The following is a 12,110-nucleotide window of genomic DNA, read 5'->3' as shown; positions in this document are numbered from 1 at the left end:
AGCGTATTCCACACAAGGAGACCAGCATGATCCGCTCCATTGCTTTCCTCGCCTGCCTGCTTCCCGCAGCCGTGCTGGCGCAAACGCATTCCGGCCATCACGGCGGCGGAGCAACCCCTGCTGCGAGCCAGCCGATGACGCAAGACTCCGGTGGGCCTGGCCTGCGTCCGACGCAACCGGGGCAGGGGGCGTTCGCCGCGATTCAGGAGATCGTCGAAATCCTGGAACAGGACCCCAGGACCGATTGGTCCAAGGTTGACATCGAAGCGCTGCGGCAGCACCTTGCCGACATGAGCGCCGTGACATTGTCGTCCGAGGTCAAGGCCGAGGCGGTCGAAGGGGGGAGGCGGTTTACCGTCACCGGAACTCCGCCCGTGCGAGATGCCGTGCGACGCATGGTGCTCGCGCACGCCGCCACGATGAATGACCGGGAGGGTTGGCGCTTCGAGGCGGCGCCTATCGAGAACGGGGCGACCATCACGGTGCGCGTTCCCGCCAAGGATGCAGCCAAGCTCAAGGGACTGGGTTTCCTGGGCGTCATGACGCGGGGCATGCATCATCAGGAACATCATCTCATGATCGCCAGGGGTGACCGCCCACACCAGTGAGCCGCAGCGATCCGGACCAGAAGCGGTACCGGCCTTGGGACGACGACGCAGGGCTCGTCTTGCGTGCGGTCGGGGGCCTGTCGGGCTGTATCGCCTGAATATGACTGGGCTGGTTCCAGCCGATACGCTGCCGAAGTGGTTTTGTCGCCGGGCTGAACGGCGCTGCCGCCTTCGGTGCCGGGCTGGCCCTGCTGCTTTGTGCAGGCGCAGCATGGGCGTTTCGGCCCTCGCGGGCGGCAGGCTGAGCCCAATGGCCGCCCGCCGCCGATCTCTCTGTAACGTCCTTGTTTCGGTCTAGCTCCAGAAGCCTTCCTGATAGGCGCGGGGCGAGAAATCCGTCTCGTCCTGCTGCTCCTCGTGGTCCTCTTGGGGCTCGCGTTCTGTCTCGACTGTGCAGTCGGAAACGTGCCTGTCCAGCATCGAATCTCTCCTTTCAGATTGTGAGGGAGGGTGCTTAGGCAGTCCCTATATGACCATTTATGCTGCATCGCACAAGACAAAGGCGGTGCGCCCCGCATGCGTCCAGCGCGGGAACAAATCAGTTACAACCGTGTTGCTATGATTCCCCCGCAATGCGGAGTTGTTGTGTTTTGCCGCGACGCGGCCTTGAAGATTGGATCCGAGATGAACCGAAAGACCTTCCTTGCGAGCGTGCTGGGTGCGATCGCGATCGCAGGTGCAGCCGTTGCCTCTCCCACGCCCGCCAGTGCCGAAGCTTTGCCCGCTGGCCTGGCCGCCGGCCTCGACCGGCAGCCGGCCGAATACAGCATGACCGCCGCCAAGGAGCGCCGGTTGATGATGATGCAGGAAGCCAATCGCCAGCAGCGCTATGGTCGCGGCGGATATGGCCCGCGCCCCGGCTACGGGCCGCGCCCTGGCTACGGCCCGCGGCCTGGCTATGGACCACGCCCTGGTTATGGCCCCGGCTATGGCCCGCGCCCCGGCTACGGCCCGCGCCCTGGTTATGGCCCCCGTCCCGGATATTACGAACGCTGGTGATCCAAAGCCTGTCCGGACACGCATGGCCCGGCCAGGCCTGATCATCCTCCAGGGGGAATTTCCCTGTCTGCCTTGCCGATCGTGGCCCGCCGTTTCGAAGGGAATGGCGGGCCTTTCATGTCCGGGCCTTGGCTGCAGGGAGGGGGCGGGTTCGCTGCCAGCACCGTGGGATTCGTGATCGGCGTGGCACTCGGAATGCTGACATGGCGGTCGATCTGGAGGGCGAGCCTGGCCGGCTGGCAGGTTAACCGCCGAAGATTAGACAATTCCCGGCCCGGTGCCCTAAGTGTCGGGGGCGAACGACTTTAGGTTGAGGGCCTGCCTTGGAAGCTCTGGTGATTCTCGGCCTTGCCGTCATTGGCTTCCTCATCGCCATTCCCTGGGCCGCCTTCTCCTCCCTCTCGCGCGCCAATCGCGCGCTGGCCCTGGTCGCAAAGCAGCAGGAAGAGATCGACCAGCTCCGGCTTGCCCTCTCCACGCTCCGCGAAGCCCACGGCGAAACCGGTCAGGCGGAGGCCGAGGCAGAGGACGAGGCCGTCCCTGCGGAATGGCTGCATCGCGAGCTTGCCCCGGCAGAGGATCCAACCTTCACGGCCGAGGCCGTGCCGCCGACGCCACTGGAGACCGCGGCGGATCCCATGCTCGCCGCCCCGCAGCCTGCCGACGCATTCGCAGCCGACGCGCTGGCGCTGGAACAGGCCGCCGCGATGACGGAGCTGGCGCGGGACGCGGAGGCCGAGGCCCCGCCGTCGCTCGATGCCTTTGCAACGCCTGAACCTGTGCCATCCGCGCCCCGCCGCGATTTCGAGCAGGCCATCGGTTCGCGCTGGGCCGTCTGGGTCGGCGGCATTGCGCTCGCCTTCGGCGGGCTCTTCCTGGTCCGCTATTCCATCGAGGCCGGCGTCTTCGGCCCCGGCATGCGGCTGCTGATGGGCGCAGCCTTCTCCCTCATTGCAGCCGTGGCCAGCGAGTATCTCAGGCGGAGCGATCGACTTGCCCATCTCGGCGAGAGGCCGGGCGCGCTCGGCCGGCTCGGCGGGGCCAATATCCCTGCGGTTCTCGCCGGCGTCAGCGTGCTCAGCGGCTTCGGCGTCGTCTACGCGGCCCATGCGATCCACGGCTTCATCGGGCCGGCCCTGGCTTTCACGCTGATGGGACTGATCGGGCTCGCGGCGCTCGCCGCGTCCTTGCTCCACGGCCCGGTACTCGGCCTGTTCGGCCTGGTCGGTTCCTACGCGACGCCGCTGCTGGTCGCGAGCAGCGCGCCGAACTTTCCGGCGCTATCCGTGTTCCTCGCCCTCGTCACGGCCGTCGCCTTTCTCATCCATGCGTGGCAGCCGAGCCGCGTGGTGACGCTTGGCGCCATCGCCGGCCATGGCATCTGGACAGCCCTGATCGGGCTGTCCGGGGAGAGCCCGACCTGGTCATCCCTCCTGCTCGTCGTCGGGGCTGTGCTGGCGCTCGTGCTTCTGAAGGAATGGCCGAAACTGAAGGGCGGCACAGCCAGAAGCGCCTGGCCGGTCGCCGGCTTCGACGGCATCGGCCTTGCCGCGATCGCCACGCCGCTGGTCCTGTCCGGGGTGCTGTGGACTGCCGATGGCGGGCCCGTCATGCTGCATCTCGCCATCCTGACGACCGTGCTGGTCGCCAGCATCTCAGCCGTCCGGTACGGCGATCTTGCCCCGCTGGCGCCGCTCGCCGCGGCCGCCGCTTCCGGCATGGTTCTGCTCTGGCCCAACGTGCAGGGCACCTTCGGGCTCTCGCCGGACATCGTCCTCGACATCGTCAGGCTGAGCATCACCGGCAATGCCGGGCCGGGCATCCGGTGGACGGCGGCGCTACTCGCCCTGATCGTGGGCGGCTTGCCCTTTTACGCACTGCTCCTGCGCAAGGGCGCCGGCGCCGGCGGCTTCATCATCCGCGGCTGCCTCGGCTTCGCCTCCGCGCTCGGGCCGATCTGCCTGCTGCTGGCGACGGCGCTCCGGAGCAACGGTTTCGAGCGCTCGACGGGCTTTGCGGCGCTCTCGCTTCTGCTTGCTGCCGCCCTGTTCGCCGCCTCCGAATTGCTGCTGCCGGTCGAGCGGCGCAGCACGCGCTCCCGGACAAACCCGCTGGCATTGATCGGCTCGGCCGCCTATGCCGCCGGCGGCGCGATCGCACTTGGCCTCGCCGTCGCCTTTGCCCTGCGCGAGACCTGGCTCGTCGTCGGGCTTGCGGTCGCGGCGGCCGGCGTCGCGATCATCGCCAGCCTGCGGCCGATCCCGCTTCTGCGCAGCATGTCTGCCGCCCTGGCGACAGCGGCGCTCGCGCGCCTGGTCTGGCAGCCGATCGTCTCCGACATGGGCTCCTGGCCGCTCGTCAACTGGGTCATCCCGGCCTATGCCGGGCCGGCCCTGTGCTTTGCGATCGGCGCGCTGGCGCTGCGTGGCAAGCAGGACCGGCCGCGCAGCGTCTTTGAGGCCCTGGCGGCCTTCTTCGGCGCGGCCTTCATCCTGCTCGAGATCCGGCAGTTCTTTGCCGGCCCCGAGCTCGTCCCGGACATCAGGCTGATCGCCGGCCATTATTCCGGCCTGCCGCGAAACCGCCTGTTCGAGGAGGCTGTCGCCCATGTCGTGGCGCTCGGCCTGATCGGCGCTGGACTGCAGGTCCTGGCGCGCCGCCTGGGCGGGCGCGTCTTGCGGCCGGCGGCCGATATCACGGCGGCCCTCCTGCTTCTGCTCAGCCTCGCTGGGCTCTGCGGCCTGCTCAATCCGCTCTTCGACGGCACGGCGGTGCTCGGGCCTCCGATCTTCAACCGGCTCCTTTTCTATGTCCTTGCCGGCGGCGCGCTCGGCCTGCTCGGCTTCCGGCTCGATCGCGGGCAGGCGCGCTCGCGCATCGGCGAATGCCTGACCGCCTGCGCAGCGGTGCTGGTCTCGCTTGGCGCCGTCCTGATCGTCCGGCAGGGTTTTGCCGGCCCGGAACTGGCGCCGCGCTCGGTCGAAACGGTCGGCTTCATCGAGGCAGTCATCGTGACGATCACGTTGCTCGCCCTCACTGCAGCCGCGCGCATCTGGCACGAGGCGGCGCAGAACCGCGTCACCCGTTGGGTCCTGCGCGTGCTCGCTTTCGCCGCCGTCGGCTGGGCTGCCCTGGCGCTCGGCATCGTCCGCAATCCGCTGTTCGACCAGAGCGGCGTCTCCGGCCCCATCATCTTCAACCGCATCCTCTGGGGCTATGGCGCGGTTGTGCTCGCCTTTGCCGGCGCAGCCTTCTGGTTGCGCGATGCGCGGCCCAGAATCAGCCGGGCCTTCGCGTGGACGGCATGGGCGGGCACGGCGCTCTGCGCCTTCCTGCTGCTGCGCCACGGCTTCCATGGTCCGCTGCTGGTCTCAGGCGAGCCGGTCACGCTGGCCGAGGCCGGCTGCTACGCCGCGATCGCTTTCATCATGGCCATTGCGGCGATGATCGCCGGCACGGTGACGATCCAGGGCCGCGCTGTCCCCTTGCGCCCGGAGAGCGCGGCGATCGCCTCCTGCGCCGTCTTCGCGGTTCTCTCGGGCGTCGTCGCCAATCCGCTGCTGAGCGAGGTTCCGTTGGCGGGCCTGTTCATCCTCGACAATGCCCTGGTCGGTTATCTCATGCCCGCGCTGCTTGCTTTCGCTGCGGCGCGCTGGACGCGCGAATTCGTTGCGGCGGCCCTGCCGCGACGGATCTTCGGCGGCACGGCGATCATCGGGGCGCTCGCCTATGTGCTGATCGAGGTGCGGCGCTGGTTCGTCGGCCCCGATCTCCTGGCCGACGGCATCGGTGCGACCGAACTCTACGCCTATTCGGCGGCGATCCTGCTCTATGGCGTCGCGCTGCTGGCGCTCGGCTTCCGCTTGCAATCGAAGGATCTGCGTCTGGCCTCGCTTGCGGTCGTCACCATCGCGATCTGCAAGGCCTTTCTGGTCGACATGTCCGGGCTGGAAGGCCTGTTGCGGGCGCTCTCCTTCATCGGCCTCGGCGCCAGCCTGGTCGGCATCGGGCTCGCCTATCAGCGCTTGCTGCAGCGGGAGAATGCGCAGCAGGGCGCGGCGATCCGGGAAAGCGGGGCCGCAACGGAAGGGGGCTAAAGCATCAGCCCCAAAAGTGGATTGCGCTTTTTCGGAAAAGCCGATGCAAACACAAAGGATCACATCATCGGATCGGATACGATTTCCTGTCCGATGATGTAACGCGGTTGCTGCCGCAGCCGCATTCCTGGGGAGAGCTGCGACCGTCCTCGGATCAGCCGAGAAGGCCGGTCTCGCTGAGGATGACCTTGATCGCCGCCGCTTCCTCGGCGTTGAGGGAGCGTTGCGGGCGGGCCATCGTGTTGGTGTCGATGATGCCGAGAAGCTGCATCGCCGTCTTGAACGCGCCGACGCCGGCCGAGCCGGCGCTGGTCCGGCCGAGCGAGATCCAGACCATCTCGAACAGGCGGCAGAGCCGTTCCTGCTCGTTGCGGGCCTCGTCCCATTGGCCTGCCTGAGTGAGCCGCCAGAGCTTGACGTAGCCTTTGGGGTCGACATTGGCGAGACCGGGGACCACGCCCTGGGCGCCCATCAGCGCGGCGTTGTCGACAACGATCTCGGAGCCCGTCATCGCGAAGAAATCCGGCATGTCGGCGAGATCCTGCCGGACGAAACGGAAATTGCCGTCATCGCCGCTGGAATCCTTCAGGCCGGCCACGGTGCCTTCGCGGGCGAGTGTGACGGTCGTCGCGCGCTCCAGCTTGATATGGACGCAGACGGGAATGTCGTAGGCGATCACCGGGCAGTCGACCGCCTCGCGCACATAGCGGAAATGGTCGATCGTCTCGGCCTGGTTGGTGCGGGTGTAGAAGGGGGCGGTCACGACCAGCGCATCGGCGCCGGCCGATTGAGCCGCCCTGGCGTGCTGGATGACGCGGTCGGTCGTCGGGTCGATCGCCCCGGCAAAGATCGGGACGCGGCCGTTATTGATCTTCACGGCATGCTCGATGATCCTGCGGCGCTCGTCATCGCCGTGGAAGACGACCTCGCTGGTCGATCCGAGCACGAAGAGCCCGTCGACGCCACCCTCGAGTAGATGCTCGATCACCCGGGTGAAGGAGGGGTAATCGACCCGGAAATCTCGCGTCAGCGGGGTGACGACCGGGGGAACCACACCGTGGAAACGTGCCATGGACCGAAACTTTCTCTGCGTTGATCAGGTGATGTCGGCGCGGGGATCGAAGGCGTCGCGAAGCCCGTCTCCGATGAAATTGATGGCGAGTACGGTGGCGACCAGCGCGGCGCCTGCCGGCATCCATTGCCAGGGGTGCAGTTCCAGCACGACGGTCGAGCGCGCGGCCCTCAGCATGTTGCCCCAGCTCGCTTCGGGCGGGACGATGCCCATGCCGAGAAAGGAGAGGCCGGCTTCGAGCAGGATCGCATTGGCGACCTGCACGGTGGCGTAGACCACGAGGATATCGAGCGAGTTCGGCAGGGCATGGCGCCAGAGCAGGTGCCCGAGACCGGCCCCGAAGCCGCGCGAGGCGACGACGAAATCGCGTTCGCGCAGCTCGAGCAGGCGCGCCCGCACCATGCGCGAGAGCACCGGCCAGGAGAGCAGGGAGATCACGAAGATCGTCGGCAGGATGCCCGTGCCGGTGATCGAGGCGAGCACCAGAAGCAGGATGACCGGCGGCAGAGTCATCGCGAGATCGACAAGGCGCATGATCACGCCGTCGAGGGCCCGCCCGCCGAACGCCGCAACCGCGCCGACGACGAAGCCGACGCAAAGCGAGATCGCGACCGAGACCGAGGCGATCAGCAGCGAGATCCGCCCACCCTGCAGCAGGCGGGCCAGCGTATCGCGGCCGACGCCGTCGGTGCCGAGCCAATGGGAAGCCGTCGGCCCGGAGTTCAGCGCCCGCAGATCGATGCTGTTGGGCGCATGGCGCCACCAGAGCGGGTAGGTCAGCACGGCGAGCAGGACGGGCGCCAGGATGAGCACTCCCGCGATCGCCGCGCGATTGCGAAGAAAGCGCCCGAGCGCGCGCTGGAGCGGGCTCCGGCTGCTGCCTCGCAGAGGGACCGCGCTCGCGGCGATCGGCGCATCCGCGTTCATTATCTCACCTGGATGCGCGGATCGACCACCGCATAGGCAAGGTCGGTCAGAAGGTTGACCAGGATGACGCCGGCACCGATCAGCAGCGTCGCGCCCATGATCACGGGGTAGTCGCGGGTCTCGACGGCCTTGACCATCAGGAGCCCCATGCCCGGCCAGTCAAAAACGCTTTCGATGAAGATCGCGCCGCCGATGGCGATGCCGATGGTCGAGCCGATCAGGGTGATGACGGGCAGGATGGCGTTGCGCAGGGCATGCCTGACGATGACCGCAAATTCGCCGACGCCCTTGGCACGCGCCGTGCGCAGATAATCCTGGTTCAACACCTCGATCATCGAGGAGCGCATGTAGCGCATGAACAGCGCGGAATAGACCACCGCCAGCAGGGAAGCCGGCAGGATGAGATGGGCCAGCAGGTCGGAGAGCGAGAAGGGCGCGCCCGGCGTCAGCATCCCGCCCGAGGGAGCCCAGCGCAGCACGACCGCGAAGACATAGAGGCCGAGCAGGGCGCTGAGGAAGGCCGGCGTCGAGATCGTGACGAAGGCGACCAGGCCGAGCCCGATATCGATGGCGGAGTTGCGCTTGACCGCCCCAATGACGCCAGCCGTGATGCCGAACACGATCGCCATGGCGAGGCCGCTCAGCATCAGCAGCAAGGTGGGCCCGGTGCGTTCGACCAGCAGCGGCAGCACGCGCACGCCGGCCCTGTCGATGGAGTAGCCGAGATCCCCTCCGAGCGCCGCGCTGAGCCAGGCGAAATATTGCACCGGCCAGGACCGGTCGAGGCCGAGCCGCTGGCGCAGCGCGTCCATCTCGGTCTGGCTCAGCGGCGCCAGCGGATTGACATAGGCGTCGACCGGGTCGCCGGGGGCCAGGCGCAGCAGCACGAAGACCAGGATGCTGAGCGCGATCAGCATCATCAGGCCGGCGGCGAGCCGTTTCAGATAGAAGCCAAGCATGGGTCAGTCCGTCGTCGAAGGGACGAGGGAGGGCCTTTTCGTCCCTCCCGCCGGCTCAGGGCGCGATCGACCATTTTTCCGGCGTGGCCGCGAACGGCCCGCCGCCCGGCGCCGGCGTCCAGACGAAATCCTTGAGCTTGACCGAGGCGACGCCATAGCGATTGGCGACCCACATCGTGCCCCAGGGCAGGGTCTTGTTCATGACGGCGCAGACGTCCTGGTATTTCGTCGTCGCCTTGGCCTGATCGGTCTCGGCGACGGCTGCGTTCAGCGCGGAATTGAGCTCGGGGATCTTGATCTGCAGGAAGTTCTGGCCGACGGGCGGGATCTGGCTCTCGTTCAGCCCGAGATTGAGCGTTCCGGGGTCGGGGCCGTTCTGCAGGCCGGCATAGACCAGCGGGAAATCGGCCGGGTTCGACGTTCGCGACATGGCGATGGCGTTATAGCCCGCGGGGTCCAGGGCGCGCGGCACGACATTTATGCCGACCTGGGCGAGCATGGACTGGACGGCGGCCATGACATTGGCGGTCAGCGGGTTGTTGTAATAGGTCAGCCAGGTGATCGGCTTCGTGCCGTTGATCTTGTCCCAGCCGGCTTCCTTGAGCAACTGCGTCGCCTTGGCCGGGTCGTAGGCATAGGCGTCGAGCCCCTTCGGGATCAGGCTGCCTTCGACATAGCCGCAATCGGCCTTCTTGGCGGCACCCTTGTAGAGGCTGTCGATGATCGCGTTGCGGTCGATCGCATGCATCACCGCCTGGCGGACGCGGATGTCGTTCCAGAGCGGCACCTGGTTGTTGAAGCCGATATAGTTGGCGACATAGGAGGCGCCTTCGATGACCGTGAAATCCTTGTTGCCCTTGAAGGTCGGGACGTCGTCGGACTCGATATAGGTGAACTGGATTTCGCCGGCCCGCAGCGCCGAGATCGCCGCGGCCGCATTGGCGAAATAGCGGTTGATCAGCCGGTCGACCTTGGGCTTGCCGCCGCGATAGCTCTCATGGGCGGCGAGTTCGACGAAGCGATCGGTCTCGTAGCGCACGAATTTGAACGGGCCGGTGCCGATCGGCTTCGTCGACCAGAGCACGTTCTTCGCCATGTCCTCCGGTGCGATCGCCGAAAGCGCATGCGCCGGCAGGATCATCATCTTGGTCAGGCTGACGATCAGCGCGTTGTCGGGCCTGGAGAGCCTGACGACGACCGTGCGCGGGTCCTTGACCTCAACGCTGTCGATGGCCGCCAGGCGCGCCGACAGCAGGCTCGCGGTCTTCGGGTTCTTGTTGAGCGCGATGGTGAACTTGACGTCGTCGGCCGTGAAGGCCTGGCCGTCATGCCAGGTCTCCTGCGCCAGCTTGAACGTGTAGCTCAGCTTGTCGTCGCTGATCTCCCAGCTCGTCGCCAGGGCCGGCACGAGCTTGGTCAAGCCGGCATCATAGGTCACCAGCGGCTCGAAATAGGTGCTCAGCCAAGTGTAGCCGGCCGGCGCCGTCATCGGGTTGAAATTGCCCTGCAGGCCGCCGGGGCCGACATCGAAGCCGCCGGTGATCGTCTTCATCTGGGCGATGGCCGGCGTCATCATCGTGCCGGCCAGCAACGCGGCGCCGATCAGCGCCCTACGATACGTCCTCATGGTCATCGTAACCTCCCATCAGCTCGCCGCCTTGTTGGCTGCGATTATTTTTGAGATGCCGTGATAGTGGTGGTCGAGGCGCTCGCGCGCCGTCTCGGCGTCGCGTGTCGCGACGGCCTCGACGATCTCGTGGTGATCGCGCCAGGTTGCGACCGGATCGCGATTTTCGAGATTGATGAAATCCGAGGCCTTGACGAAGGCCTGCCAGAAAATGTCGAGCAGCTTCAGCAGCAGCTGGTTGTTCTGGCAGCGGAACAAGGTGCGGTGGAAGCGCCGGTCCTCCTCGAGGAAGCTCTCTCCTACATCGACCCTGGCCTTCATCTTTGCGGTGAGGGCGCGCAACTCGGCGATGTCGTCGGCGCCGATCACCTGCACCGTCCTGCCGATCAGCGCGCCTTCCAGCGCGCGGCGAATGGTCAGGAGCTCCTCGAAATCATCGAGCCTGCCGCGCAGGCCGAAGGCGAGGTTGTCGAGCAGCGGAGCGAAGGAAAAGTCGCTGACGAAGATGCCGATGCCGCGCCTGGTCTCGACGATGCCGACCGATTCCAGCGCCTTGACCGCCTCGCGCACTGAGTTGCGGCTGACGCCGAGCTGCTGGGCGAGGTCGTTCTCCGGCGGAAGCTGGCTGCCCGGAGGCAGGCCGCTCTCGTCGATATAGGCCTTGACGCTTTCCAGCACGGAGACGTGCAGCGATTGCGGCTTCACCAGGGGCCTGATCGTCCGGGTCACGGTCTTCGACCTCATCCTGTGGCACCGGCCGCGCCCGAGAGCGCCGGCGGCTTCCGCCCGATTGTTGAACGATATCTACTTGTAGGATATCCGTGAAGTCAACAAGTCGGCAGGAGGGGAAACGACGATGTCGGGAAAGCTCGACCGGGCGGGCAGGTGGGGCGCGCTGCGCGGCAATTGGGCAACCTTGCTGCTGCCGATCGAGTCGGATGGAGGGATCGATCTGTCGCGGCTCGCCAACGAGATCGACGTGCTGATCGCCGCCAGGGTCGACGGCATCTATTCGAATGGCACGGCCGGCGAGTGCCACAACCAGACCGAGGCCGAATTCGACGCGATCCAGCGTATCCTGGCCGAGCGCTGCAGCCGCGCGAACATGCCCTTCGTGATTGGCGCCTGCCAGCCCGATCCGAGTGTCGCACTTGACCGGCTGAGACGCGCCGTCGCGCATGCGCCGGACGGAATCCAGGTGATCCTGCCTGATTGGTGGCCGGTCAGCGATCCCGAGGCCGTGGACTTCCTGCAGATGGCCGCCGAGGCGGCGGGAGACATCCCGCTCGTGCTCTACAACCCGCCGCACGCGAAGCGTGTCCTGTCGCCGGCCACGCTTGGGGCCGTGCTGAAGCAGGTGCCGCAGGTCGTCGGCATCAAGCTCGCCGATGGCGATGCGGACTGGTACGCCGAAGCGCAGGCGCATCTGGACGACTGGGCGCTTTACCTGCCCGGCCACCATCTTGCGACCGGTGTCGAGGCCGGGGTCGCAGCCGGCGCCTTCTCCAATGTCGCCTGCCTCAGCCCGCGCGGCGCGCAAGCCTGGACCGAGATGATGCTGAGCGATATCGGCGCCGCCCGCGAGATCGAGCAGCGCATCTGCGCTTTCATGGATGCGCATATTCTGCCGTTCCGGCGCGACCACGGCTATTCCAACGCCGCGCTCGACAAGCTGCTCGCCGCCATCGGCAACTGGGCGCCGGTCGGGCCGCGCCTGCGCCGGCCCTATCGCTGGATCGACGCGGCCGAGGCGGAGCGGCTGAGGCCGATCGCCCGGCGCATGCTGCCCGAGATCATGGACGCGCGCTGAACCTAACCATG

10 protein-coding genes are annotated in these 12,110 nt (G+C 67.0%); 4 read left to right on the top strand and 6 right to left on the bottom strand.

Annotated features, from left to right (window positions below):
- Positions 1-26 precede the first annotated feature (26 nt).
- Complete coding sequence (locus AC1DGP_RS03140; protein ID WP_441504624.1) at positions 27-608, top strand: hypothetical protein; 582 nt, start codon at positions 27-29, stop codon at positions 606-608.
- Positions 609-902: 294 nt separating this feature from the next.
- On the opposite strand, the gene AC1DGP_RS03135 is transcribed toward AC1DGP_RS03140, so the two are convergent.
- Positions 903-1,028, bottom strand: a complete 126-nt coding sequence (locus AC1DGP_RS03135) for a hypothetical protein (protein ID WP_441504623.1) — start codon at positions 1,026-1,028, stop codon at positions 903-905.
- Positions 1,029-1,232: 204 nt separating this feature from the next.
- Between AC1DGP_RS03135 and AC1DGP_RS03130 the strand changes: the two genes are divergently transcribed.
- On the top strand, positions 1,233-1,607 hold the full coding sequence (locus tag AC1DGP_RS03130; RefSeq protein ID WP_441504622.1) for a hypothetical protein: 375 nt from the start codon (positions 1,233-1,235) through the stop codon (positions 1,605-1,607).
- Positions 1,608-1,930: 323 nt separating this feature from the next.
- Positions 1,931-5,704: a DUF2339 domain-containing protein gene (locus AC1DGP_RS03125; RefSeq protein WP_441504621.1), complete on the top strand. Its 3,774-nt coding sequence runs from the start codon at positions 1,931-1,933 to the stop codon at positions 5,702-5,704.
- A gap of 154 nt (positions 5,705-5,858) precedes the next feature.
- Here AC1DGP_RS03125 and AC1DGP_RS03120 read toward each other — a convergent pair whose 3' ends face one another.
- The 5 genes from AC1DGP_RS03120 to AC1DGP_RS03100 are packed head-to-tail and all read right to left on the bottom strand — an operon-like array spanning position 5,859 to position 11,033.
- On the bottom strand, positions 5,859-6,776 hold the full coding sequence (locus AC1DGP_RS03120; RefSeq protein ID WP_441504620.1) for a dihydrodipicolinate synthase family protein: 918 nt from the start codon (positions 6,774-6,776) through the stop codon (positions 5,859-5,861).
- 24 nt (positions 6,777-6,800) lie between these two features.
- Positions 6,801-7,703 carry an ABC transporter permease gene (locus AC1DGP_RS03115; RefSeq protein ID WP_441504619.1) on the bottom strand — a complete coding sequence of 301 codons (903 nt, stop codon included), beginning with the start codon at positions 7,701-7,703 and terminating at the stop codon, positions 6,801-6,803.
- On the bottom strand, positions 7,703-8,662 hold the full coding sequence (locus AC1DGP_RS03110) for an ABC transporter permease (RefSeq protein WP_441504618.1): 960 nt from the start codon (positions 8,660-8,662) through the stop codon (positions 7,703-7,705). The genes AC1DGP_RS03115 and AC1DGP_RS03110 overlap by 1 nt, the downstream gene beginning before the upstream one ends.
- Positions 8,663-8,717: 55 nt before the next feature.
- Positions 8,718-10,295 (bottom strand): ABC transporter substrate-binding protein, encoded by a 1,578-nt coding sequence (locus AC1DGP_RS03105; protein ID WP_441504617.1) that lies wholly within the window; start codon positions 10,293-10,295, stop codon positions 8,718-8,720.
- 12 nt (positions 10,296-10,307) lie between these two features.
- Entirely contained in the window at positions 10,308-11,033 is a 726-nt protein-coding gene (locus AC1DGP_RS03100; RefSeq protein WP_441504616.1) for a FadR/GntR family transcriptional regulator, read from the bottom strand.
- A gap of 112 nt (positions 11,034-11,145) precedes the next feature.
- Here AC1DGP_RS03100 and AC1DGP_RS03095 point away from each other — a divergent pair, with 112 nt between their 5' ends.
- Positions 11,146-12,099 (top strand): dihydrodipicolinate synthase family protein, encoded by a 954-nt coding sequence (locus tag AC1DGP_RS03095; RefSeq protein WP_441504615.1) that lies wholly within the window; start codon positions 11,146-11,148, stop codon positions 12,097-12,099.
- The last annotated feature ends 11 nt before the right edge of the window (positions 12,100-12,110 follow it).

It is taken from the genome of Allobosea sp. 05T433 (genome assembly GCF_056396065.1).
The sequence above is the reverse complement of the archived record's forward strand: the minus strand, read 5'-3'. Positions and strand labels throughout refer to the sequence as shown.

Bases quoted from the DNA above. Each gene is read 5' to 3' on its own strand.
- AC1DGP_RS03140 (WP_441504624.1), top strand. From the start codon at position 27: ATGATCCGCTCCATTGCTTTCCTCGCCTGCCTGCTTCCCGCAGCCGTG.
- AC1DGP_RS03135 (WP_441504623.1), bottom strand. From the start codon at position 1,028: ATGCTGGACAGGCACGTTTCCGACTGCACAGTCGAGACAGAACGCGAG.
- AC1DGP_RS03130 (WP_441504622.1), top strand. From the start codon at position 1,233: ATGAACCGAAAGACCTTCCTTGCGAGCGTGCTGGGTGCGATCGCGATC.
- AC1DGP_RS03120 (WP_441504620.1), bottom strand. From the start codon at position 6,776: ATGGCACGTTTCCACGGTGTGGTTCCCCCGGTCGTCACCCCGCTGACG.
- AC1DGP_RS03115 (WP_441504619.1), bottom strand. From the start codon at position 7,703: ATGAACGCGGATGCGCCGATCGCCGCGAGCGCGGTCCCTCTGCGAGGC.
- AC1DGP_RS03110 (WP_441504618.1), bottom strand. From the start codon at position 8,662: ATGCTTGGCTTCTATCTGAAACGGCTCGCCGCCGGCCTGATGATGCTG.
- AC1DGP_RS03105 (WP_441504617.1), bottom strand. From the start codon at position 10,295: ATGACCATGAGGACGTATCGTAGGGCGCTGATCGGCGCCGCGTTGCTG.
- AC1DGP_RS03100 (WP_441504616.1), bottom strand. From the start codon at position 11,033: ATGAGGTCGAAGACCGTGACCCGGACGATCAGGCCCCTGGTGAAGCCG.
- AC1DGP_RS03095 (WP_441504615.1), top strand. From the start codon at position 11,146: ATGTCGGGAAAGCTCGACCGGGCGGGCAGGTGGGGCGCGCTGCGCGGC.